This is a genomic window from Luteimonas sp. Soil_C_16 (genome assembly GCF_057657295.1).
Genome location: NZ_JBDGIS010000008.1, coordinates 78429 through 102383 on the forward strand (window position 1 = coordinate 78429; position 23955 = coordinate 102383).

The following is a 23955-nucleotide window of genomic DNA, read 5'->3' on the forward strand; positions in this document are numbered from 1 at the left end:
GCAGGCCCGCAATCGCCGGCGAAAACGCGTCAGTTAGCCGATTGTGGCTGCGTCGAGGGCGTGCTCGAAGGGGGCGCCGCGTCGCGACGCTCGACCACGTCCACCTTCGGATCCTGCCACGGGCCGCTGACGTGATAGTTGCGTGCGCCCATCTCGGCCAGCGGCTTGCGCAACACCGCGTTCGCGACCGCGCCCACTGCAGCGCCCACGGGGCCGAGCGTCAACGCGCCGACCGCCGGCAGCAGGTTGCCGGTCTTGGGCAGCACTTCGATGTCCTGGTCGTGCGTGCGCGCAGCGAGATCGGCGCTGCCGCGGATGCGGATTTCCGCCGCTGGTCCATCGATGACGAGGTTGTCGCCACGCGCGGTGCCGTTGCCGAAGCGGATGTCGCCGGCGATGCGGTTGAAGCCGAAGCCCTTGCTGAAGAAGTCGCGGAAATCGAGCATCAGCCGGCGCGGCAGTTCGGCGACGCTGAGCAGACCCAGCACACGACCCGCGCCCGGCTCCACTTCAACCAGTTGCCCGTCGCGCAGCGCGATCTTCATCGCGCCTTCGAGCTGCGCGACCTGGAATGCATTCGGCGCGCCCGGCCAGGCCGCGTCGAAGTCCACGCGTCCCTGCCCGCCGACGATGCTCCCCGCGAAGCCGAGGCCCGACGCGAGCCGGCCGAAATTCTCGCTTTCCACGTCGGCCTGCAGCGCGGTGCGCGCCGCCGCGCCGCGTCCGGTCCAGCGGCCGGTCACATCGATGCGATGGTCCGGCGCGCGGACCTGCAGACGATCGACCGCCAGGCCGCCGGGGATGCGACGCGAAGACGCGTCCACGCGGCCCAGCGCCACGTCGCCGAAGCGCAGATCGTCGATCGCGAGCTGGATCGGCGGCACCGATGCGGGATCGAGCGTGTCGTCGACCGGCGTCGCTGCGGGGACGCGCGCGATCACCGGCGCTGTGGGTGCCGCGATCGCCACGGCATCGGGCTTGGGCGCAGGCGCGGGCCAGTGCAGGCGCTGCAGCGCGATCGCGAGCGGTGCGCCGTCGGCATCGGGAATGCGCACGTCACCGGCCAGCGCGGCGCCGTCGAGGCGCAGATCGGTCCCGGCATCGCGACGCGCGGCGGTGATGCGGGTCTGGCCGAGACGACCGCCGGCGAGCCGCAGATCGGCCGTGGTCACGTCCACCTGCTCCAACGCCAACCCGTCGCCGTCGTCGCCCGCGCCCATCAGGCCGATCCAGTCGAACACATCGACCACCGGCGTGCGGCCGAAGACGGCGATGCCGGCGGCGGGCGCCGCGTCGTCGACGCGCGCCTGCCCCATGTCCACGCGGATGCCCGCACGTGCGCCGCTGGTGCGCGCACGCAACGCGAGCCGGTTGCCGAAGCCGACCAGCACATCGCCGGTGCCGAACGGCAGCGGCGCTTCGATCGTCGTGCGCAGCGCGCGTCCGGCCGGTTTGTCGAGTGGCGCCGGCAGTCGCAGTGTCGTGCCGACGAGATCGGAGCGCAGCAGCAGGCGCGCGGCCGGGGCGCCCTCGCCTGCGGGGGCGTCGGGCACGGCCACCTGCACCTGCCACGGGGCGCGACCCCGGACGTGCGGACGCAGCCACGCCAGATCGGGCGCACGCGCCAGCAGCGCGTTCGCATCGAGCGGCATGTCGAGTTCGCCCTCGAACGCGTTGCTTCGCTGGCGCACGTGCCCCACGCCGGCGCGCAAGGCGAGCGTGCCGGCCTGCCCGTCCTGGTGCGCATCCAGCGCATCGGCATGGAACCCCGTCTGGTCGAACGCCACCGGTCCGCGTACATGTTCGAACGCGAGGTCGAACCGCGATTCGCGCATCGCCACGCCTTCGAGCTTCACTTCGCCGTCGAGCCGCATCGGTTCGCCATGTCCCGCCGCGACCGACACCGCCACATGCGCGGGCCCCACGACGTCGAGCGCATCCAGGGTCTCGCCGTGCAGGGTCTGGAACGGGCTCTGCCGCATCAGCGAGAGCAGCTGCTTCGCATCGGCCTGCGCGGTCGCGGCGACTTCGACCGGCGTCTCGCCGTAGTTGCGGATGCCGGCGACGACATCGCGCAGCGGCACGCCGACCAGTTCGCCGGTCGAGGGATCGAGCCGGAACCCGTCGTTGATGAAACGCACGTGTCCGCCGAGCTTCGTCATCGCCGGCCAGTCGTCCTGGAACCGGATCGTCGCGTCGGCGATGTCGCCTTCGGCGAAGAACACGCCGCGACGGTCCTTGCCGTCCTCGACCCCGAACGGCCAGTCGTCGAGATCGCCGGCGACGATGCCGCGGCCGTTGCGCACGGTGCCGGCGACCAATGCCATGTCCAGCCATTCGCGCGCGGCGACCGGCATCGTGTGGCGCACCCAGAATTTCTTCGCGACCGGAATCTGCGCCGCGTCGACATCCGCGGCCAGATCGAGCCGTGGCCGCGTGCCGTCGCCGTCGAACGACAGGCCGCCGCGCGCATCGGCGGCATAGCCGTCGCCTTCCACGCGCAGGCCCGGCGTCTGGACGCGCCACGCGTCGCCGTCGCGCCAGCCGGCGATCTCGCCCGTGAGCCGCAGCGGATGCGGCACGCCGAAACCGGATGGCCAGTCGAACACCAGGCGCGCATCGGGATCAGGGCGGAACACCACGCCCTGCCCGTCCCCGACCAGCGTGCCGCCGAGGCCATGCAATCCGGGGCGGTCGGCGACCGGCGAGAATCCGAAATCCTCGATCCGCGCCGATACCCGCACCGGCCCGCCCGCGCGCGCGGCGAAGTCGACGTCCGACAGCACCGCATGCGGCGCGGCGGCCTGCAGCCAGGTGCGCAGCGTCGGCGACACGCCGTCGCCGAGCGCGGCCAGCGCGATCAGCGGCGCGACTTCGACGCGCGCCGCGTGCATCGCCCAGTGCTGCCCGCCGGCGAGCACGAGACCATCGAGCACCTGCTCACGCCCCTGCTGCGTCACCCGCAGCGTCGGCGCATCGAGACGCCAGTCGCCGTCGGCGTGGGTCCAGTGCAGACGCGCGGTCGCACCGTCGAAGACGACCGTCGGCGCATCGCCGGCAGCGCGCGCCACATCGCCGGCGCGTTGCAGCGTCAGTGCATCGAGGGCCACGTCTCCGGTGATCGCCTCGACCTTGCGCCCGCGCAGGTCGATCCAGGCGGTCACGCGGCCATGGCCTTCGCGGATCGCCACGCCGCTGGGCGCGAGCAAGGGCGACCACAGCTGCAGATCGTTGCGCGGCATCGCGACGTAGGCGCGGCCATCGCCCTGCGCGCGCAGCAGTTCCAGACGCAGATCCAGTGGCGCGCCCCCGGCCTCGACCCACGCGCGCGCGGCGGCGCGCACGCGGCGGCGATCGACCTGCATGCGCAGATCCACGCGCGGCAGCGTGTGCGCGATCGACAGCGACGGCGCATCGATCGTCAGCCGCGCATCGACGACCTGCAGCTCGCCCAGGCCCTGCAGCGCATCGAGCGGATCCTCTTCGGCGTGGGCGGCGCCCGGCAGGCCGCGCACCTGCCAGCTGCCGTCGTCATTGCGCTGCAGCGTCAGTGCGATGCCGTGCAGCCGCAGTTCGGTCAGCGAGCGCCCGGGCAGCAGACCCGAATACTGCGCGACCTGGATTTCGGCGGTGCCGATCGGCACCGCAGCGGCAGGATCGCCGATGCGCAGGCCGGTCACGCGCAGCAGCGGGCCGCGACGCGTCCACGTCGCATCGAGCGTGTCGAACGCGACCGGGCGACCGGCGCGCTCGCTGAGCCACGAGGCGACCGTCTGCGGATTGCGCTCCAGCCACGGCAGTGCGACCTGCGCGGCGACCACCGCGACCAGCGCCATCGTCACCAGCACCGCGGCGACGAGATACCACGCGCTGCGCCGCAGGCGGTGCAGTCGCGTCGCCCAGGCGGTCATGCGGCGGCCCACCCGACGTGCGCGGGTTGCGCGGTCCGCCTGCGGTGGATCTCAGAGCAGCACAACGTCGAACTGTTCCTGCAGGTACTGATCGTCGGACTGGAAGCGGATCGACTTGCCGAGAAATTCCTCCAGCTCGACGACCGCCGCCGACTCTTCGTCGGTGATCGTCGACACGACCTTGGGCGAGGCGATCACCAGCAGGCGATCGGCCTCGAACTGGCGCACCGCGCGCACGATCTCGCGGAAGATTTCGTAGGTCACGGTCTCGATCGTCTTGACGATGCCGCGGCCGTTGCAGGCCGTGCAGGCCTCGCCGAGCTGGCGCTCCAGACTCTCGACGGTGCGCTTGCGCGTCATCTCGACCAGACCCAGCGGCGAGAAGTCGTAGACCGTGGTCTTGGCGTGGTCCTTCGACAGCGACTTCTCCAGCGTGCGCAGCACCTGGCGCTTGTGCTCCGCATCCACCATGTCGATGAAGTCGATGATGATGATGCCGCCCAGATTGCGCAGCCGCAGCTGGCGCGCGACCGCCTGCGCCGCTTCGAGATTGGTGCGGAACACCGTTTCCTCGAGATTGCGCTGGCCCAGGAACGAGCCGGTGTTGACGTCGACCGTGGTCATCGCCTCGGTCTGGTCGATCACCAGATAGCCGCCGGATTTCAGCGGCACGTCCTTCTTGAGCGCGCGCTGGATCTCGTCCTCGACGCCGTACAGGTCGAAGATCGGCCGCGTGCCGGTGTAGGACTCGATGCGGTCGACCAGTCGCGCCTGCTCGGCCGGGCCGGGCGCGGGCAGGTACTGCGCGGCGAAGATGCACAGTTTTTCGTAGGTATCGCGCGAATCGACCTTGACCTTGTCGACATCGCGGCGCATCAGGTCGCGGACTGCGCGCATCGGCAGCGTCAGATCCTCGTAGACCCGCGCGCCCACCCGCGAATCGCCGGTGGTGTGTTCGATCAGCGCCCAGGCGCGCTGCAGGTAGGCGATGTCCTCGGCCAGCGCCTCGGCACTCTGGCCTTCGGCGTTGGTGCGCACGATGTAGCCGTGCCCGCCGGTCGCCGCGGCGAGTTCGGAGACCAGTGTCTTCAGCCGCGTGCGCTCGACGTCGTCCTCGATCCGCGCCGACACGCCGACCACGCGCGACTGCGGCAGCAGCACGAGATAGCGCGACGGAATGCTGATCTGCGTGGTCAGGCGCGCGCCCTTGGTGCCGATCGGATCCTTGACGACCTGCACCACGATGTCCTGCCCGTCGCGCAGCAGTTCGGTGACCGGCAGCGTCGGCGCGGTCGACGGGAACAGGCTGTCGCCACCGCCCTCGCCATCGTTGCCGGTCTGCGGCGGCCGCATGACGTCGTTGGCGTGCAGGAACGCCGCGCGCTCCAGGCCGATGTCGACGAACGCCGCCTGCATGCCCGGCATGACGCGCTGGACCTTGCCCTTGTAGATGTTGCCGACCACGCCGCGACGCCAGCCGCGTTCGATGTGCAGCTCCTGCAGCATGCCGTTCTCGACCACCGCCACGCGGGTCTCGCGCGGGGTCACGTTGATCAGGATCTCTTCCGACATGTCCGTGTCACGCCTTGTGGTCTTGGGTGGCGAAGGGCTGCGGTTGCAGGCCGAAGCTCCGCAACAGCGCCGCGGTCTGCTGCAGCGGCAGTCCGATCACGCCCGAATGGCTGCCGGCCATGCGCGCGACGAACAGTTCCGCGCCGCCCTGGATCGCGTACGCGCCGGCTTTGCCGTGTGGTTCGCCGCTGGCGACGTAGGCCGCGATGGTGTCGGCGTCGAGCGCATCGAAGGTGACCTCGGTGACGACGGTCGCCTCGGCCTGCCGGTCCGCGGCGGCCAGCACCACGGCCGAGATCACCTGGTGCGTGCGGCCCGACAGCGCCTGCAGCATGCGGATCGCATCGGCGGCGTCGCGCGGCTTGCCGAACACCACCCCGTCGAGCACGACTTCGGTGTCGGCGCCGAGCACGACGGCATCGCCCGGCTCACCGGATTCGGCGAGCGCCTGCAGCCCGGCCCGCGCCTTGTCGGCCGCGACGCGCAGCACGTAATCGGCGGCGGATTCACCGGGGATCTGGACCTCGGGCACGTCGACGTCGACCCGCCCGAAGGGCAGTCCGAGACGGGCCAGAAGATCGCGGCGGCGGGGGGATTGCGAAGCCAGATGCAGCATCCGGGAAGGATACCGTGCGGGCGGTGTCCGACCGCCGGCTGAACCTGCGTAACCCCGGCCTGGCTCACGGGCCGTTCACCGGTGCGTGACGACCCTTGTTCATCTCAACGGAGCCTCGAATGCACCTGATCCCCCGCCCCCTGCTGCTCGCCTGCGGCCTCGCCCTCGGAACCCTGACGATGACCGCCAGCGCCCAGCCCGCCACGCACCACGCCGCGCCGAGTGACGGCACGCTGCTGTCGATCTCCGCGCAGGCCGAAGCCAGCCGTGCGCCCGACATCGCCACGCTGTCGACCGGCGTCGTGACCCAGGCCGCCGATGCCAACGCCGCGATGCGTGCCAACGCCGAGCAGATGTCCAAGCTGATGGGCGCGATCAAGACCGCCGGCATCGCCGAGCGCGACGTGCAGACCTCGGGCATCAACCTCAGCCCGCAGTACCGCTACGCCGACAACCAGCCGCCGGTGATCACCGGCTACCAGGCCAGCAACACGGTCAACCTCAAGGTGCGCGACATCGGCAAGCTGGGCCAGGTGCTCGACGCGCTGGTCGCCAGCGGCGCCAACCAGATCAACGGCCCGACGTTCGAGATCGAGGACGCCGAAGGCGTGCAGGACCTGGCACGGGCCGATGCACTGAAGAAGGCGCAGGCGCGCGCCGAGGTCTATGCGGCGTCGCTGGGCATGCGCGTGCGCCGCATCGTCAGCATCAGCGAGGGTGGTGGCTTCCAGCCGCCGCGTCCGATGATGGCCATGCGCGCGATGGCCGACAGCGCGCCGGCCACCTCGGTTTCACCCGGTGAAACCACCCTGTCCGCCAATCTCGACGTCGTTTTCGAACTGGGACGCTGACATGAGCCAGAACAGGACCACGCCCGAACCGCCGGTCAAGCCCGGACAGAATCCCGGCTACCCGGAGAAGAACCCGACCGACAAGGGCGACGCCCAGCAGCCGGCCGATACCGGCGAGCACAATCCGGACGAAGGCGGTCTCGACCGCGAGCCGGAGAGCATGCCGGAAGACTGATCCAGCGAGATCCGGTGCATCGACAGGGCCCGCCATGCGCGGGCCCTGTCGTGTGCGGGTGCGGACGAGGCGCGATTGCGCAGTGTGGCGCCACAGCTGCTGGGCAGGCAGGGTTCAGTGCGCGCGCCCCGTCAGCCGCGTTGAACCGCCGGTCCCGCGCGCGCATCCGTTCGTCGGGCCGGTCTTGTCGACATGCCGCGATCGGCGCAGGTTCGGGGCGAACGATGCGACGGCGCGGCCGGCCTTCGACCCCATTGCCACCGCTGCCACGTTGACGCTTCCACGGGCCATCCGGCCCGCACACAGGAGGTGGTGCATGGTGCTGCAGCCCATTGGTCCCCGCATGCGCGGACCCGTCCACGAACCGTCGCGTCCCGATGCCGTGCGCATCGTCGGACTCAGCGGCACCCTCGCCCTCAACGCGATGCTGTTCATGGTGCTGCTGGTGCCGGCCAGTCGCGACGCGCTCGAGTACGCCCTGCCGGAACGCAAGCAGGAGTTCCAGTGGATTACGCCGCCTCCGCCGAAGCCGGAGCTGCCGCCGGAACGTGTCGAGGTGGTGCAGCCGCGCAGCACGCCATCGCCGGTCGTGCCGCAACAGACGCTGCCGCGGATCGCGCCGGTCGATGCCGCGGTCGTCGTCGATGCCGGCACCTTGCCGGCGCTGCCGGCGATCGACGGCCCGCCGGTCGACGTCGCGCCGACCGTGATCGACACCACGCCGATGTCCGGCATCGCCCTGCAGTACGCGAGTGCACCCGCGCCCGACTATCCGCGTGCCGCACTGACCGCAGGAGCCGAGGGCGTGGTGTTGCTGGAAGTCCACGTCGGTACCGACGGTCGCCCGATGGACGTGCGCATCCACCGCAGCAGCGGCAACCGCGACCTCGATCGCGCTGCCCTTCGTCACGTGCAGCGGATGTGGACCTTCCAGCCAGCGATGCGCGATGGCGTGCCGGTGGAAGCGATCGGACTGGTGCCGATCGCGTTCAATCTTTCGCGGGGGTGATGGATTGCGGCTGTCCCGTCATCCGGTGGATCGGATGACGGGCGGCGTTGTTCTTCGCACCGTCGACTTAGTTCGCACAGCAGACCTGATCAGCAGAAGCTTGAAGCGCCTCCCCGTCATTCCGGCGAACGCCGGAATCCAGCGTCTTGGCTGTTCGTCAGGTGCCGAGCACACGCACAAGCGCCTCACGACAGCCTGATTGATCGCACCAGCGCCGTCGTGCTTCTGCCCCCCTCGCCGAAGAGCAGAAGGCACTGGATTCCGGCGTTCGCCGGAATGACGGGTGAGTTTCTCCGACACGCCGACGCGTCGCGCGAATCAGTCGAGGTGATGAAGACATCGCGCATCGACGCTCTCGACACTGGATCAATCGACAACCGCCAAACTGCCCTAGGCCCGGTGGTACGGATGATTCGCCAGCATCGCCGCGGCGCGGTAGACCTGCTCGGCCAGCACCAGGCGCACCAGCATGTGCGGCAGCGTCAACGGGCCGAGCGACCAGCGCTCGTCGGCGCGTGCAAGGACATCCGGCGCATGGCCCTCCGGCCCGCCGATGAGGAACGCGAGATCACGCCCCTGCATGCGCCAGTGTTCGAGGCGCTGGGCGAGATCTTCCGAGGAATGCAGGCGGCCGCGGCCGTCGAGTGTGATCACCAGCGCGTCTCGCGGGATGGCGGCGAGGACGCGCGCGCCTTCGTCGGACATCGCGCGCACGGTATCGCGGCCCTTGCCGCGCAGGCCGGGCTCGACTTCGACCAGATCCAGCGGCAGCCAGTGCGACAGCCGCTTGCGGTACTCGGCGAAGCCCTCGGCCACCCAGGCGGGGGCGCGCTCGCCGACTGCAATCAGTTTCGCTTTCATCGTGCCGCGCTCATCCCGCTGCGCGTCCCGGACGTGCCGGGACGGCGCGATCAGGCATCGCGACGCGGGCCGCGCTCGTCTTCCGGCGGCTGGTCGCCGACGGTCCACAGACGCTCGAGCGCATAGAACTCGCGCACGCGCGGCAGCATGACGTGGACGATGACGTCACCCAGGTCGACGAGCACCCATTCGGCCTCGCGCTCGCCTTCGACGCCCAGCGGCTGGCAACCCAGCTTCTTGGCGTGCTTGACGACTTCGTCAGCGATCGACTTGACGTGACGGCTGGACGTGCCCGACGCGATGACCATGAAATCGCAGACGCTGCTGCGGCCGCGCACGTCGATGTCGACGACGTCGACGGCCTTGAGTTCTGCGACGGCCGCGCGGGCCACTTCGAGCAGCGCATCCGGGGACGGCGGGGGCTCTGGCAGGCGGGTCTTGATGACGTGTGCGGGATTGGACAAAGGTCTGGCTCTGAAAGTGCGGCGGAAATTATAGCGGAGCGGGGGCGGCCGCCCCGTACAACCCCTTCTCCTGGATGAATGCGGCCACCGCGGGCGGCAACCAACCGGAGGTCGACGCGCCCGCCGCAAGACGCGCGCGGATCGCGGTCGCCGACACCGCCGACAGTGGCTGATGCAGACGGAGCACCCTGCCAGCGGGCTGCGATTGGAGATCCGCGGGCGCGCGCGTCCAGCGATCCTGCAGTGCCTCGGCGAGTCCGGCCGGCAGCGCCGCGTCGAGCGCACTGCCCGGGCGTTCGGCCACCACCAGATGCGCGAGTCCGAACAGATCGCGCCAGCGGTGCCAGCCCGGCAGGCCGAGCAGGCTGTCGGCGCCGACCAGCCACGCCAGCGGCGCCGAGGCCTCCAGCGTTCCGCGCAGTTCCGCCAGCGTGTCGACGGTGTAGCTGCGGCCGACGCGTTCGAGTTCGCGGCGGTCGAGTACGAGGCCCGGCACGCCTTCGATCGCCAGCGCGACCATCGCCGCGCGCGTCGCACCGTCGGCGCCGGGCGGTGCGCGATGCGGCGGATCGCCGGCCGGCATCAGGTGCACGGTGCAGTCCAGCGCATCGCGCGCGGCGCAGGCGATCGCCAGATGCCCGTTGTGGATCGGATCGAAGGTGCCGCCGTAGACGAGGTGCAGTGCCATCGCAGCCGCTCAGGCGGCCAGCAGGGCGCCCGCGCGCGCGTCGGCCACCGCGACCAGCAGACGCTCCAGCGCGAGCCAGCCGTCGACGGGATCCACGCCCCAGCGGCCACGGCCCTTGGCGATGCGATCGACACGTCCGGCCTCGGCGACGAAACGCACCCAGCGCGTTTCGGGATGCCGCTGCAGCGCGCGCCGGTACCCCGCCTGGCGAGCATCCCAGATGCGCTGCGCCTTGAATTCGTTGGCCATGTTGCCGCCGCGCGCCTGCACCTGCGCCAGTTGCGCGGCACGTGCAAGTTCCATGACCACCATGCCCATCAGCGCCGGAATCGCCGCGCCCTCGGCGCGCAGGCCCGCGAGCATGCGCACGACCTGCGCCGGTTGACCGTTGAGCGTGGCATCGAGCAGGCGGAACACGTCGAAGCGCGCGGCGTCGGCGACCAGTGCCTGCATGCGCGGCCCATCGAGCGTGCTGCCGTCAGCCAGCAGCGCGAGCTTGTCGACTTCCTGCGCGGCGGCGAGCAGGTTGCCGTCGACGCGTTCGGCCAGCTGCTGCACGGCGGCGCGGTCGGCCAGCACGTTGCGGCTGCGTAGGCGCGCCTCGATCCAGCCTTCGAGTTCGTGCGGCTTGACCTGCCAGGCGACGACGAGATGGCCGATGCCAATGATCGCCTCGCTCCACTTGCCGCCGTGCTGGCGGCTCCATTCGCCGCCGGTGACCAGCAGGGTCACGTCGGACGGCGGATCAGCGCAGAAGCCGCTGATGACCGCGGCACCGTCCTTGCCGGGCTTGGTCGTCGGCAGGCGGATTTCGACCATGCGGCGCGAGGCGAACAGGCTCGGCGCGCGGAACGTAGCCTCGACCGCGTTCCAGTCGATGTCGCGACCCTCGGGCTCGAACACTTCGCGCTCGGCGACGCCCTGTTCGCGCGCGGCGGCGCGCACGGCATCGGCGGCTTCGAGTACGCGCAGCGGCTCGGGACCGGCGATCAGATAGGCGGGGCGCAGCGGCTCGCGGGCGAGCTGCGCGGGCAGGCGTTCGGGGGTCAGCTCCACGATGGACGCATACCGTGCACGGCCGGGTTCACCTGCGGGTGCGTTCCTGGGGATTGCGGAACACCGCATCGATGCGACGGATGATCGAGGCGGTCATCTCGCGCTCGAGTTCGCGCGACAGCAGCTCGCGTTCGGAGTCGGCGCCGATCGAATCGGTCGGCGGCGCGAGGTAGTCGCGGGCGAGTTCGATCGCCTGCTGCGGCACGATGTCGCGGCCGTCGGCATCGCGCATCGAGAACACCACCGCGTAGCGCAGCGTGTATTCCTGCGCGCGGCCCTGCGCGTCGAGACTGGCCGGCAGCGCGGCCCAGCGTTCGGACTGGATGTTGAGCGTCGCGACATCGGTCGCGCGGGGCTCGGCGATCTCGGCACCGGCGGCGGCCAGCGCGCGCTCGACCGAGCGGGCCAGGCGGCTGTAGGGATCGCTGGACACGATGTCGACCGGGCCGAGATTCGGCGGCAGCGTCAGCGCGTTGCGCAGATGGAAGCCGCAGGCGGAGAGCGTCACCACGAGGGCGACGAGGGCCAGAGGCAGGAAAACCGGTCGGAGGATGCGCATGGGCGGAGTCTGGACGAGGGGGACAGGGCCGGCAAGCGCCGCGCGCGAAGCGCGGCGACGCCGGGTTCAGCCGGCGACGATGTTGACGATCTTGCCCGGCACCACGATGACCTTGCGCACCGTCAGCCCGCTCAGGAACTTGACGACATTGGGCTCGGCTAGCGCCATCGCCTCGACCGCATCCTTCGGCAGATCGACCGCGACCTCGATCGTGCCGCGCAGCTTGCCGTTGACCTGCACTGCCAGCGTCAGCGCGTCGCGTTCCAGCGCGGCGGCGTCGGCCTGCGGGAACGGCACGTCCTCGAGCAGCGTCTCGGCATGGCCCAGCAGCTGCCACAGCGTGTGGCTGATGTGCGGGGTGATCGGGTTGAGCAGCAGCGTGATGGTCTCGAAGCTTTCCTGACGCAGCGCACGCGCGTTCGCGTCGGCCTCGTCGAACTTGCCGACGTGGTTGAGCAGTTCCATCACCGCGGCGATCGCGGTGTTGAAGCTGTGGCGACGGCCGTAGTCGTCGCCGACCTTCTGGATCGCTTCGTGCAGCTGGCGACGCAGGGTCTTCTGCGCGGGCGTGGCGGCCGCGACGTCGAACGTGCCGACCGCCCCGCCCTGCACGTGCTTCTGCACCTGGTTCCACAACCGGCGCAGGAAGCGCGACATGCCTTCGACGCCGGCCTCGTTCCACTCCAGCGACTGCTCGGGCGGGGCCGCGAACATCGAGAACAGGCGCACGGTATCAGCACCGTACTTGCCGATCATCGACTGCGGATCCACGCCGTTGTTCTTCGACTTGGACATCTTCTCGGTGCCGCCGATCGAGACCGGCTGGCCGTCTAGCTTCGAGGTCGCGCCGGTGATCCGGCCCTTGTCGTCGCGGACGATCTCGACATCGGCCGGGTTGATCCAGTCCTTGCCGCCGTTGCCCTGCTCCCGATAGAAAGTATCGGCGATGACCATGCCCTGGGTCAGCAGGTTGATCACCGGCTCGTCGCTGCGCACCAGGCCTTCATCGCGCATCAGGCGGTGATAGAAGCGGAAATACAGCAGGTGCAGGATCGCGTGCTCGATGCCGCCGATGTACTGGTCGACCGGCGTCCAGTAGTCGGCGCGCGCGTCGACCATGTCGGCCGCACCGGGCGAGGTGTAGCGCGCGGTGTACCAGCTCGACTCCATGAAGGTGTCGAAGGTGTCGGTCTCGCGTTCGGCAGCGCCGCCGCAGGTCGGACACGTGGTCTTGCGCCACTCGGGGTCGGACTTGATCGGCGACTGCACGACGCCCGGGTTGGCGAACGCGTCTTCGACGTCCTCGGGCAGCAGCACGGGGAGCTGGTCCTCGGGCACCGGCACCGCGCCGCAGGCATCGCAGTAGATCACCGGAATCGGGCAGCCCCAGTAGCGCTGGCGGCTCACGCCCCAGTCGCGCAGACGGAAATTCACCTTGCGCGCGCCGCGGCGCTCGGCCTCGAAGCGCGTCGCCAGTGCATCGAGCGCCTGCTGGAAGTCGAGACCGTCGAACTCGCCGGAATTCACCAGCCAGCCGCGGTCGGTGTAGGCGCCCTCTTCGGCGATGCGGCGCTCGAAGGACTCGACCACCTGCACGGCCGCGCCGGTGTCGTAAACGTCCAGCGACGCGCCGCCGCCCAGCGCGGACTGCATCGGATCGGTGTGCGTGGCGCGGTCGCGGCCGATTTCCTCGAGGGCATCCCGCACGTCGGTCGGCACGACCACCATCCGGATCGGCAGGCCGTAGGCCTTCGCGAATTCCCAGTCGCGCTGGTCGTGGCCGGGCACCGCCATGACCGCGCCGGTGCCGTAGCCCATCAGCACGAAATTGGCGACCCAGATCGGGATTTCTTCACCGGTCACCGGATGGATCGCACGCAGGCCGGTGTCCATGCCGCGCTTGACCTGGGTTTCCAGCTCGGCCTCGGACACGCCGCCCTGGCGCAGGTCGGCGATGAATTCCGCCAGATCCGGATTGGTTTCGGCCGCGCGCATCGCCAGCGGATGCTCGGCGGCGACGGACACGAAGGTCACGCCCATCAGCGTGTCGGGGCGCGTGGTGTAGACGGCGAGTGTGTCGTCGCTGCCGGCCACGTCGAACGCGAACTCAAGACCTTCGCTGCGTCCGATCCAGTTGCGCTGCATGGTCTTGACCGAATCCGGCCAGCCACCCAGCGTGTCCAGACCGTCGAGCAGTTCCTGCGCGTAGGCGGTGATCTTGAGGAACCACTGCGGAATCTCGCGCTTCTCCACCAGCGCGCCCGAGCGCCAGCCGCGGCCGTCGATGACCTGCTCGTTGGCGAGCACGGTCTGGTCGACCGGATCCCAGTTGACGACCGAGTTGCGGCGGTAGGCCAGGCCCTTCTTCATCAGGCGCACGAACATGCGCTGCTCGTGGACGTAGTAGTCCGGCGCGCAGGTCGCGAATTCGCGGCTCCAGTCGATCGCGTAGCCCAGCGACTGCAGCTGGCTGCGCATGTGCGCGATGTTGGCGTAGGTCCACTTGGCCGGGGCGGTCGCGTTCTTGATCGCGGCGTTCTCGGCCGGCAGACCGAAGGCGTCCCAGCCCATCGGCTGCAACACATTCTTGCCGATCATCCGCTGGTAGCGGCTGATGACGTCGCTGAGCGTGTAGTTGCGCACGTGGCCCATGTGCAGCGCGCCCGATGGATACGGCAGCATCGACAGGCAGTAGTACTTGGGCTTGTCGTCCCGTTCCGTGACCTCGAACGCACGGGTCGACGTCCAGAAGGTCTGGGCATCGGATTCCACCGGAGTGGGCTGGTAGGCGTTGGGATCGACGACGACGGGTTCGCTGGACACGGGACGCTGCTGCTGCGGAAACGGCCGGGCAGCCTACCGCAGCGCAGATGCGGCCGCCATTCGGAGCGTGCCGGGCCGGTCGCCGCAGACGTGATGCGCGTCACTGGCGCTAGAATCGCGCCAGCGCCGTCAGGTTCCCCCGCCTTGCCTGCATCGTCTTCCCGGTTGTCGTCCTACCGCCTGCCCGCGTTCGCGCTGGCGCTGTTGCTGTTGCTGGGCGTCGGGATCGCCAGCGTCTGGGGCGTGTCGAGCCTGCGCACGAGCAACGAGTGGATCGGACACACCTACGAGGTGATCAACCGGATCGAGGTCGCCGAGCGCGCGATCCGCAGCACCGAGGCCAATGCGCGCGCTTACCGGCTGACCGGCCATCCCGAATTCCGCAGCCAGTACCTGATCGCGACCCACCAGGTGGACACCGCCCACGAGGCCCTGGCGTCGGCGATCCGCGACAACCCCGGCCAGCACGCCCGGGCGAAGCGGATGCGCGAAGCGGCGCAGGCGCATCTGTCCGAACTGCGGCGGCTGTTCGACCTGCAGGAGCTGCAGGGTGCCGACGTGGCCCGCCAGGCCACGAATTCGACGCTGACCCTGCGCCAATGGAACGAGTTCGACGCGGCGGCTTCCGAAATGCGGCGCGAGGAACTGCGCCTGCTCGACCAGCGCAAGGCGCGCAGCGACCGCTACGCGAATCTGCTGATCGCCATCGTCGTGCTGGGCATGCTGCTGTCGGGCGGCCTGATGATCTCGCTGATGGTCAGCGTGACCCGCGAGAACAAACGCGCCCGGCGGCTCGAATTCGAAGCGCGCAGCGCGGCCCACGAGATGGCGCTGAGCATGGCGCAGGTCGACCAGTTATCGAAGCAGCGGCACGATCTCGCCCGCTACTCCGGCCTGCTGCAGAGCTGCCAGACGCTGGAGGAGATCGTGCAACTGTCGATCGACACCATCCGGCGCCTGGTGCCCGACGCCAGCGGACGTTTCTACCTGATCCGCGCCTCGCAGAATTTCCACGACAGCGTCGCCAGCTTCGGCGATCACCTGATCAGCAGCACCGATTCGCTGATGCCGTCCGACTGCTGGGCGCTGCGTCGCGGCCAGGCGCACATGGTCTCCGGCGAGGAATCGCGCCAGCTGACCTGCGCCCATCTGGATGCCGGCACGCCGGCGCCCGGCATCACGTCGCTGTGCCTGCCGCTCAGTGCGCAGGGCACCTCGATCGGCCTGCTGCAGGTCAGCGCGCCCGCCGATGCGATGGACCACGGTTCGGCGGTCGACGAACTCATCGGCCAGCTCGCCGAGCAGCTGGGACTGGCGATCGCCAACCTGCAACTGCGCGAGACGCTGCGCACGCAGTCGCTGCGCGATCCGCTGACCGGCCTGTTCAACCGCCGCTATCTCGAGGAAAGCCTGGCCCGCGAGCTGCAGCGCTGCGAGCGACGTGGCCTGCCGCTGTCGGTGCTGATGCTCGACGTCGACCACTTCAAGCGCTTCAACGACACCCACGGCCACGCCGCCGGCGATGCGCTGCTGGGTCAGGTCGGCCGCCAGATCCAGGCCGGCGTGCGCGCCGAGGACATCGCCTGCCGCTACGGCGGCGAGGAGTTCACCGTGGTGCTGCCCGAGCTGGACGCCGCGGGCGCCCTCGTGCGTGCCGAACAGATCCGCCGCGCGGTCGAGATCGCGACCGTCCAGCATCTGGGGCAGCAGCTCGGCCCGGTCACGATGTCGATCGGCATCGCGACCTTCCCCGGCGACGGGCTGACGCCCGAAGTCCTGCTGCAACTGGCCGACGCCACGCTGTATCGCGCCAAGGCCGAAGGTCGCAATCGCGTGCTGCACGTCTCCTACGACGATTGAGTGCGCCCGCGCGGCGCGTCCGCGTGCTTCAATCCGGGACCGCCGCCGCTCCGGAGTGCCACATGGCCCGTCGTCCCCTCGCCCGCCCGTTCGCCCGTCCGTCGCTGGGCCTGCTCGCGATCGCGCTGCTGCTGCCCGCCGCGGCGGCTGCCGCCAACCAGACCGCCGTGCACTGCGAACGCCTGTTCGATGCGCGCAGCGGCCGCGTGCTCGGCGAGCACACGATCCTGGTCGAGAACGGCACAATCCGCGAAGTGATTCCGGGCCGCGCGAAGCTGCAGGACGGCGTGGAATCGATCGTGCTCGGCGACCGCACCTGTTCGCCCGGCTGGACCGACCTGCACGTGCATCTGGGCTCGCAGTCCAGCCCGGCGAGCTATTCGGAAGGCTTCCGCCTCGATCCGGTGGACTACGCGTTCCGCGCCGTGGGCTACGCAGAGAAGACGCTGTCGGCGGGCTTCACCACCGTGCGCGATCTGGGCGGCGAGGTCAGCCCGCATCTGCGTGATGCCATCAACCAGGGCCTGGTGCCGGGGCCGCGCATCTTCGCGGCGGGCAAGTCGATCGCGACCACCGGCGGTCATGCCGATCCGAGCAACGGCTACAACTCGATGCTCTCGCATCTGCTCGGCCCGCCCGGCCCGACCGAAGGCGTAATCAATTCGATCGACGACGCGCGCCAGGCCGTACGCCAGCGCTACAAGGAAGGCAGCGACGTCATCAAGATCACCGCCACCGGCGGCGTGCTGAGCTATGCGCGCAGCGGCGATGCGCCGCAGTTCACGGTCGACGAGGTCCAGGCGATCGTCGACACGGCCAAGGACTACGGCTACCGCGTCGCCGCGCATGCGCACGGCACGGAGGGCATGAAACGCGCGGTGCTCGCCGGCGTGACCAGCATCGAGCACGGCACGCACATGGACGACGAGGTCATGCGGCTGATGAAGCAGCGCGGCACGTGGTACGTGCCGACGATCTACGCCGGCCGCTTCGTCGCCGACAAGGCGAAGGAGCCCGGCTATTTCCCGGAAGTCGTGCGGCCGAAGGCGGCGACGATCGGCGCGCAGATCCAGGACACCGCGGCGCGCGCGTACCGCGCCGGCGTGCCGATCGCGTTCGGCACCGACCAGGGCGTCGGCCCGCACGGCGACAACGCGCGCGAGTTCCTCTACATGGTCGAGGCCGGCATTCCGGCCGCATACGCGCTGCAGTCGGCCACGCTACATGCGGCTACCGTGCTCGGCGTCGACGACCAGGGCGTCATCGAACCGGGCAAGCGCGCCGACATCATCGCGATGCCGGGCGATCCGGTGGCCGACATCAATGCGGTGATGAACGTCGACTTCGTGATGACGGCGGGCCGCGTGCATCGCAGCCCGGACGTCGCGCCGCCTGTCGTCGACTGAAGGGGTCTGCCTGCGCCCGCCTCAGCGCGGGCGCGGCAGGCGCCATGCGAGCAGCAGCGTCCAGCCCCACCAGCACCCCAGCACCACGCGCGCGCCGAGCTGATCGCCGAACAGTGACGGCACCAGCAGGCACAGCGCCACCAGCACGCAGATCACCAGCGACGGCCATCGCACCGCGCGCAGCGCAATACCGGCCATCAGTGCGCCCGCACCGAACGCCAGGTTCCAGACCATCCACGCCGTGGCATGCCAGCGGCTGGCGCCGGCATCGAGTTCGTTCGGGTCCAGCGTCCAGACACCCTGCGCGGCGAAGGCCAACGCGGCCAGCAGCACCAGGCGCAGCGCAATGCCCGCACCGAGCCCCGCGTCCGGCAGCGTTGCGCGCAGGCGCAATGCAGCGAACGCGACGACGACCCCCGGCCCGATCCACGCCAGCGCATTGAACAGCCACGCCAGCGGCATCCCGCGTGCGCCGGACCAGGCCAGCGGCGCGCCCGCGGGCACACCGGTCAGCACTGCGAACACCAGCAGCATCAGCAAGGTGCAGACATGCGCACCGGCGACCAGCGATCGCAGCCGCACGCTGCTCACGCCGCCCACCGGAAGACGCCTTCGACACCGACGCCGAACGTCCGCGCGATCCGGAACGCGAGTTCCAGCGACGGCGCATAGCGCCCCGCTTCCAGCGCGATGATCGTCTGTCGCGTGACCTGGCAGGCATCGGCCAGCGCCTGCTGGGTCATCTCGCCATGCTCGAAGCGCAGGCGGCGGATCTCGTTGGCGATGGGGGTACCAGTCATCGGACGCGGCTCATCGACGGTTGCGCGCGTAGGCCAACGCGACTGCCGAGTGGCCCGCGAGATTGGCGACGAGTACGCCCAGCAACAGCGCGCCCGGCAGGCGCAGGTGGACCTCCAGCAACAGCGCGCGCGATGCCGGCAAGGCCACGGCGAGTGCCAGCCCGACCGCTCATGCACTGGCGACCCACCGGAACGCTCGGTCTCCCTGCGCCAGGAACACCGCGTCCCGCTCGTCCTCGAGCACGCCGCGCCGGCGCTCGGCATCGGCCAGCGCACGGCGCCTGAACCAGTGCGACAGCATCAAGACGCCGGCCACGCTCGCCAACGGGAACGGGCTGGGGTCGATTACGCCCGTCAACAGCGTCCAGACCGACAGGCAGGCCGCACCGAGCGCCGCGCCGCGTGCGTAGCGCTCCCCGAACGCCTGGACGTCGGACTGCAGATGATCGACCGCCATGCGTGTCTTCTCCAACGGACATCAGGTCAAGAAGAATTTACATTCCGGGATCGGCATGTCAACTATTTTTGACATGGTTGTATCCTGCGCATCCGTCGCCATCCTTCGGGATCGCGCTCGCGCATCCCCTCTTCAATGGACTTCCGCATGCTTCTCGACGGCAACGCCCCCGCTCCCGCCGCCCTGCCCCACGTCTTCGACGCGACCACCGCGACCTTCGAGACCGAGGTGTTGCAGGCGTCGTTGCAGACCCCGGTCCTGATCGATTTCTGGGCCGAATGGTGCGGCCCCTGCAAGTCGCTGGGACCGGTGCTGGAAAAGCTGGCGGGCGAGTACAACGGTGCGTTCGTGCTGGCCAAGGTCGACGTCGACAAGGAACAGCAGATCGCGGCCGCGTTCCAGATCCGCTCGGTGCCGACGGTGTTCCTGCTGATCGGCGGCCAGCCGGTCGACGGCTTCCCGGGCGCACTGCCCGAAGGCGAGATCCGCGAATTCCTGAAGAAGCACGGCATCGAGCCGGCCGAGGGCGGCGCCATCGAAGATGCCGAACCCGCACCGCTGGATCCGGCCGCCGAAGTCGCGCGGCTGCGCGACGCGGTCGTTGCCGAGCCGGACAAGTCCGAACTCAAACTCGACCTCGCGCTCGCCCTGCTGCAGACCGGCGCCGCGCAGGAGGCCGAAGCGCTACTCGACGGTCTGCCGGCAAACCTGTCCACCGACGACCGTGCAGTGAAAGCCCGCGCGCGTCTGGGCTTCGCCACGGTGCTGGCCGGCGCGCCGTCTACCGATGCGCTCCAGGCGGCAATCGCGGCCGACGAAGGTGATCTGCGCGCGCGTCATCTGCTCGGCGTGCAGCACATTGTCGCCGGCGACACCGAGGCCGGCCTCGAACAGTTCATCGAGCTGCTGCGCCGCGACCGCGATTTCGACGACGGCCTGCCGCGCAAGGCGCTGATCGATGCGTTCCGCATCATCGAGGACGCCGAACTCGTCGGCCGTTACCGCCGGAAGATGGCGTCGCTGCTGTTCTGATCCAGCGCCTCCGGGCGCTTCCGTACAGCGGCGTATGGCAAGATCGGCGTCCCCTCGCCGATCGCCTGCCCATGACGCCACGCCGCTTCCGCCTGCTGATGAACCTGTGGCCGCCGTTCCTGTTTTCGGGCATCCGCGTGACCCGGATCGACGACGGTTTCCGGCATGCGCGCGTCGAACTGCGCCAGCGCTGGTTCAACCGCAACTACGTCGGCACGCACTTCGGCGGCAGCCTGTTCGCGATGACCGATCCGTTCTGGATGATCATGACCCTGCGCGCGCTCGGCAAGGACCACGTGGTCTGGGACAAGGCCGGCGAAATCGAGTTCATCCGCCCGGGCCGCGGCACCGTGCACGCGGCCTTCGATCTCGACACCGCGACGGTCGAGGCCATCCGCGCCGTCACCGCCGACGGCAGCAAGCATCTGCACTGGTTCACCACCGACGTCGTTGACGCCTCGGGCGAACTGGTTGCCCGCGTGCGCAAGCAGGTCTATGTGCGCCGCAAGCGGCGCAGTGGTCAATCCGAGGCCGTGGTCGACTCGACGAGGTAGGCCGGCAGGGGCAGCGACCAGGCCGCGCCGCGACTGGTGTCGTACTGCGCGATCTCGATCGATCGCCCGTCCGCTGTGACAGTGATGTCGCGTGCGGGACTACGCAAGTCGGCAGGGCGGCGTGCGAGACGTTCGGCAAGCGTGTCGTCATCGGGCTGATCGCGCAGCCAGGCCAAGGTGGAGAGGAGTTGCAGGCGTGCAATTTGATCTTGGGCACGCCACGCATTGCGGGCGTACGCGGGTCCAGCGATATCTCCGAGAATGCAGCCTGAGATGTTGGCGATGCATTCAAAACGGTGCCATGCAGGGGCGGTTACGGCCTTAACCGTGAGCCGTTGATCCGCAGCCAGTGCAGCCTCCTGCTTGAGACATGGCGGCACCATTTGCTCTGCCATCAAGGCACGGAATCCATTCTGATCGAGCACCAGCCAACTCCATGCATTGGACGCCTGCATCTGCGGCAGCGTTTCGCTCACACGCATACTCCAGGCAAACTCCCCGCGCACGGCGGGACAGATCGATGCCTCCTCAGCTGCCGGCGGCACGAGGGCCGCTTCGCAGGCGGACGGCAGCGGTGTATCGCGCGGCATCTCGGCGAGCATCCCAGCCAACAGGCCGCCGTAACCGTCCGTCACAAGCGAAGCGCTCACCATCCTGAAGATCAGGGTGTCGCTTTGCGTCCCCATACGCCGCCAGGCAGCGAGATCACGGCAGGTGGCCTCGACCGCGGCTACCTGCTCGCCACTCGTGAATTGCACTGCATGCGCAGTGACCGGCCAAGCCAGCAGAGTCAAACGCGGCATCGGCGCGCGAAAATCCCCTGGCTGGCGATTCGCGTGATGATCGTACGCCGACAGTGCCTCGACGCGCTCGATCAACCGTGCGTTCGCCTGCACCAGCTCTGCGTAGTCATCGAATGCCGCTGACACCTTGGCCAGACAATCCACGCCACCGAAGCTGCAGGGCACAACTTCACTCGATCCGGGCTGCAGATCCGGATAACGCGCAGCTGCGCTGACGAAGGAAAATGCAGTGCGCGGCGCACGCGTCGCCGCAGTTAGCGCTTCCATATCCGCGTCTGCGACCGTCCCGATCTCCGAGTCCGGCACGTCATATGGCAGCACCCAGATCGAATCGAACGCATTGCGCCCCTCGAACGTGTTCGGTGCTTCGAGCACCGCCAGCGCCGCGCGCTGTTCCGGCGTAGGTCCACGCAACCGCGACCACGTCCACAGCGCCGCCAGCACGAGCACCACGACCAATAACCCCAAGCCCAACCGTTTCAACCAGCGCATACCCGCTCCCCCGATCCGCGTCCTGCGGACCGGCAGTCTGCCATTTCGGCAAGCCTGTTCGCGACGGTCCGACAGGCACGCCGCCCGTGTACAGAGGCTCGACAGGTATCCTGTGCGCCGCGCTTGACCCTGCGCCGGATGCATCGACGCACCCGATCGCCTGCGTGCGATGCGCCACGCCAGCAGACCCACGCCCGCCTCCAACGCCCCGAATCCCGATGCTCCGACTCACCGACCTCAAACTGCCCCTCGACCACGACGATGCCGCACTGCCCGCGGCGATCATCGCGCGGCTGGGCATCCACGCCGACGAGCTCACCGGGTTCACCGTGGCCAAGCGCAGCTACGACGCACGCCGGCGCGGGGCGATCGTGCTGATCTATTCGGTCGACGTGGAGACGCCGCGCGAGGCCGACATCCTGCAGCGGCTGGAACTCGATCCCGAAGCCGCGGCCGCGGGCGAACAGGGCGACGGCGCCGTGGCCAGTGGCAGCGGCAAGGTCGGCGCATCGCCGGACACCTCGTACCGCTTCGTCGCCCATGCCAGCGATGCAATGCCGCTGCGCCCGCTGGTGATCGGCACCGGTCCCTGCGGCCTGTTCGCGGCGCTGGTACTGGCCCAGATGGGATTCCGCCCGATCGTGCTGGAGCGCGGCAAGGCCGTGCGCGAACGCACGGTGGACACCTTCGGCCTGTGGCGCAAGAAGGTGCTGAATCCCGAATCCAACGTGCAGTTCGGCGAAGGCGGGGCGGGCACGTTCTCCGACGGCAAGCTCTACAGCCAGATCTCCGACAAGCGCCACCACGGCCGCAAGGTGCTGACCGAGTTCGTCGCCGCCGGCGCGCCGGAGGAAATCCTCTACGTCAGCAAGCCGCACATCGGCACGTTCCGGCTGGTGTCGATGGTCGAACACATGCGCGCGACGATCGAATCGCTGGGCGGCGAGATCCGCTTCTCCAGCCGCGTCGACGACCTGCTGATCGACACCGATGCCGACGGCGTGCGCCACATCCGCGGCGTGACCCTGGCCGGCGGCGGCGAGATCCGCAGCGACCATGTGGTCATGGCGCTGGGCCACAGCGCGCGCGACACCTTCGCGATGCTGCACACGCGGGGCGTGTTCCTGGAAGCCAAGCCGTTCTCGATCGGCTTCCGCATCGAGCACCCGCAGTCGCTGGTCGACGCCGCGCGCTTCGGCCCGCAGGCCGGTCATCCGCTGCTCGGCGCCGCCGACTACAAGCTGGTGCACCACGCGCGCAACGGCCGCTCGGTCTACAGCTTCTGCATGTGCCCCGGCGGCACCGTGGTGGCGGCGGCCAGCGAACCGGGCCGCGTGGTGACCAACGGCATGAGCCAGTACTCGCGCAACGAGCGCAACGCGAATGCGGCGATCGTCGTCGGCATCACGCCCGAGGATTTCCTGCCCTACGCGCCCGAAGGCGGACCGCTGGCCGGTATCGCGCTGCAGCGCCACTGGGAGTCGAACGCGTTCGCGCTCGGCGGTGGCGAGTACGAAGCACCGGGCCAGCTGGTCGGCGATCTGCTCGCCGGGCGTGCATCGAGCGCGTTCGGCAGCGTCGTGCCGTCGTATACGCCCGGCGTGCGTCTGGGCGATCTGTCGGGCGCGTTGCCCGAGTATGCGATCACCGCGATCCGCGAAGCGCTGCCGGCCTTTGACCGCCAGCTGCGCGGCTTTGCGATGCACGATGCGCTGCTGACCGGCGTGGAAACGCGCACGTCCTCGCCGCTGCGCATCACCCGTCATGCCGACGGGCAGAGCTTGAACACGCGCGGCCTGTTTCCTGCGGGCGAAGGTGCGGGCTACGCCGGCGGCATCCTGTCGGCGGGCGTGGACGGCATCAAGGCCGCCGAGGCGGTCGCGATGGCCATGGTCGCCGCCGGGCACGCGCGCGCGGCCTGATGCCCCGCGCTGCGCACGGCACGACGCGCGCGTCGGACCCGGCA

At 69.6% G+C, this 23955-nt stretch carries 22 protein-coding genes; 8 read left to right on the forward strand and 14 right to left on the reverse strand.

The genetic code is table 11. The features are described 5' to 3' along the window. Positions 1 to 29 precede the first annotated feature (29 nt). From AC3A5T_RS14810 to AC3A5T_RS14820, 3 genes are read right to left on the reverse strand one after another with little or no spacing between them, the layout of a single operon-like run. On the reverse strand, positions 30 to 3911 hold the full coding sequence (locus tag AC3A5T_RS14810; RefSeq protein WP_487629201.1) for a YhdP family protein: 3882 nt from the start codon (positions 3909 to 3911) through the stop codon (positions 30 to 32). A gap of 51 nt (positions 3912 to 3962) precedes the next feature. Next, positions 3963 to 5483 (reverse strand): ribonuclease G, encoded by a 1521-nt coding sequence (gene rng / locus AC3A5T_RS14815; RefSeq protein WP_332076694.1) that lies wholly within the window; start codon positions 5481 to 5483, stop codon positions 3963 to 3965. Between the two features lie 7 nt (positions 5484 to 5490). Continuing rightward, positions 5491 to 6099, reverse strand: a complete 609-nt coding sequence (locus AC3A5T_RS14820) for a Maf family protein (RefSeq protein WP_487629202.1) — start codon at positions 6097 to 6099, stop codon at positions 5491 to 5493. A 119-nt stretch (positions 6100 to 6218) separates the two neighbouring features. On the opposite strand from AC3A5T_RS14820, the gene AC3A5T_RS14825 reads away from it, so the two are divergent. From AC3A5T_RS14825 to AC3A5T_RS14835, 3 genes are all read left to right on the forward strand, one after another. Next, complete coding sequence (locus tag AC3A5T_RS14825; RefSeq protein WP_332076692.1) at positions 6219 to 6950, forward strand: SIMPL domain-containing protein; 732 nt, start codon at positions 6219 to 6221, stop codon at positions 6948 to 6950. A gap of 1 nt (position 6951) precedes the next feature. Beyond that, complete coding sequence (locus tag AC3A5T_RS14830) at positions 6952 to 7125, forward strand: hypothetical protein (RefSeq protein WP_487629203.1); 174 nt, start codon at positions 6952 to 6954, stop codon at positions 7123 to 7125. A 343-nt stretch (positions 7126 to 7468) separates the two neighbouring features. Further along, positions 7469 to 8134, forward strand: a complete 666-nt coding sequence (locus tag AC3A5T_RS14835; RefSeq protein ID WP_487629204.1) for an energy transducer TonB — start codon at positions 7469 to 7471, stop codon at positions 8132 to 8134. Between the two features lie 390 nt (positions 8135 to 8524). On the opposite strand, the gene rlmH is transcribed toward AC3A5T_RS14835, so the two are convergent. The 6 genes from rlmH to leuS all read right to left on the reverse strand — a co-directional run bounded on the left by rlmH (position 8525) and on the right by leuS (position 14585). After that, positions 8525 to 8995, reverse strand: coding sequence for a 23S rRNA (pseudouridine(1915)-N(3))-methyltransferase RlmH (rlmH, locus tag AC3A5T_RS14840; protein WP_487629205.1), 471 nt, complete (start codon positions 8993 to 8995; stop codon positions 8525 to 8527). A 50-nt stretch (positions 8996 to 9045) separates the two neighbouring features. Further along, positions 9046 to 9459, reverse strand: coding sequence for a ribosome silencing factor (rsfS, locus tag AC3A5T_RS14845; RefSeq protein ID WP_332076688.1), 414 nt, complete (start codon positions 9457 to 9459; stop codon positions 9046 to 9048). A gap of 28 nt (positions 9460 to 9487) precedes the next feature. After that, complete coding sequence (nadD, locus tag AC3A5T_RS14850; RefSeq protein ID WP_487629206.1) at positions 9488 to 10147, reverse strand: nicotinate-nucleotide adenylyltransferase; 660 nt, start codon at positions 10145 to 10147, stop codon at positions 9488 to 9490. 9 nt (positions 10148 to 10156) lie between these two features. Further along, positions 10157 to 11203, reverse strand: coding sequence for a DNA polymerase III subunit delta (gene holA / locus AC3A5T_RS14855; protein WP_487629207.1), 1047 nt, complete (start codon positions 11201 to 11203; stop codon positions 10157 to 10159). Positions 11204 to 11231: 28 nt separating this feature from the next. Further along, positions 11232 to 11762 (reverse strand): LPS-assembly lipoprotein LptE, encoded by a 531-nt coding sequence (locus tag AC3A5T_RS14860; RefSeq protein ID WP_487629208.1) that lies wholly within the window; start codon positions 11760 to 11762, stop codon positions 11232 to 11234. Positions 11763 to 11828: 66 nt separating this feature from the next. After that, positions 11829 to 14585: a leucine--tRNA ligase gene (gene leuS, locus AC3A5T_RS14865; RefSeq protein ID WP_487629209.1), complete on the reverse strand. Its 2757-nt coding sequence runs from the start codon at positions 14583 to 14585 to the stop codon at positions 11829 to 11831. A gap of 165 nt (positions 14586 to 14750) precedes the next feature. On the opposite strand from leuS, the gene AC3A5T_RS14870 reads away from it, so the two are divergent. Both AC3A5T_RS14870 and AC3A5T_RS14875 read left to right on the forward strand, forming a co-directional pair. Beyond that, a complete protein-coding gene (locus tag AC3A5T_RS14870) occupies positions 14751 to 16445 on the forward strand; it encodes a sensor domain-containing diguanylate cyclase (protein WP_487629210.1) in 1695 nt (564 codons plus the stop codon). A gap of 62 nt (positions 16446 to 16507) precedes the next feature. Beyond that, positions 16508 to 17851, forward strand: coding sequence for a metal-dependent hydrolase family protein (locus tag AC3A5T_RS14875; protein WP_487629211.1), 1344 nt, complete (start codon positions 16508 to 16510; stop codon positions 17849 to 17851). A 21-nt stretch (positions 17852 to 17872) separates the two neighbouring features. On the opposite strand, the gene AC3A5T_RS14880 is transcribed toward AC3A5T_RS14875, so the two are convergent. The 4 genes from AC3A5T_RS14880 to AC3A5T_RS14895 are packed head-to-tail and all read right to left on the reverse strand — an operon-like array spanning position 17873 to position 19108. Beyond that, positions 17873 to 18442, reverse strand: coding sequence for a hypothetical protein (locus tag AC3A5T_RS14880; protein ID WP_487629212.1), 570 nt, complete (start codon positions 18440 to 18442; stop codon positions 17873 to 17875). Further along, complete coding sequence (locus AC3A5T_RS14885) at positions 18439 to 18651, reverse strand: helix-turn-helix transcriptional regulator (RefSeq protein WP_232114982.1); 213 nt, start codon at positions 18649 to 18651, stop codon at positions 18439 to 18441. The genes AC3A5T_RS14880 and AC3A5T_RS14885 overlap by 4 nt, the downstream gene beginning before the upstream one ends. A gap of 10 nt (positions 18652 to 18661) precedes the next feature. Next, entirely contained in the window at positions 18662 to 18799 is a 138-nt protein-coding gene (locus tag AC3A5T_RS14890) for a hypothetical protein (RefSeq protein ID WP_487629213.1), read from the reverse strand. A 21-nt stretch (positions 18800 to 18820) separates the two neighbouring features. Further along, positions 18821 to 19108, reverse strand: a complete 288-nt coding sequence (locus AC3A5T_RS14895; protein WP_487629214.1) for a hypothetical protein — start codon at positions 19106 to 19108, stop codon at positions 18821 to 18823. A 147-nt stretch (positions 19109 to 19255) separates the two neighbouring features. Here AC3A5T_RS14895 and trxA point away from each other — a divergent pair, with 147 nt between their 5' ends. After that, a complete protein-coding gene (gene trxA / locus AC3A5T_RS14900; RefSeq protein ID WP_487629215.1) occupies positions 19256 to 20140 on the forward strand; it encodes a thioredoxin in 885 nt (294 codons plus the stop codon). A gap of 71 nt (positions 20141 to 20211) precedes the next feature. Beyond that, positions 20212 to 20694 (forward strand): DUF4442 domain-containing protein, encoded by a 483-nt coding sequence (locus AC3A5T_RS14905; protein ID WP_487629216.1) that lies wholly within the window; start codon positions 20212 to 20214, stop codon positions 20692 to 20694. On the opposite strand, the gene AC3A5T_RS14910 is transcribed toward AC3A5T_RS14905, so the two are convergent. Then, complete coding sequence (locus tag AC3A5T_RS14910; RefSeq protein ID WP_487629217.1) at positions 20661 to 21989, reverse strand: hypothetical protein; 1329 nt, start codon at positions 21987 to 21989, stop codon at positions 20661 to 20663. The genes AC3A5T_RS14905 and AC3A5T_RS14910 overlap by 34 nt on opposite strands. Positions 21990 to 22207: 218 nt before the next feature. Here AC3A5T_RS14910 and AC3A5T_RS14915 point away from each other — a divergent pair, with 218 nt between their 5' ends. Beyond that, complete coding sequence (locus AC3A5T_RS14915; protein WP_487629218.1) at positions 22208 to 23911, forward strand: NAD(P)/FAD-dependent oxidoreductase; 1704 nt, start codon at positions 22208 to 22210, stop codon at positions 23909 to 23911. Positions 23912 to 23955 lie beyond the last annotated feature (44 nt).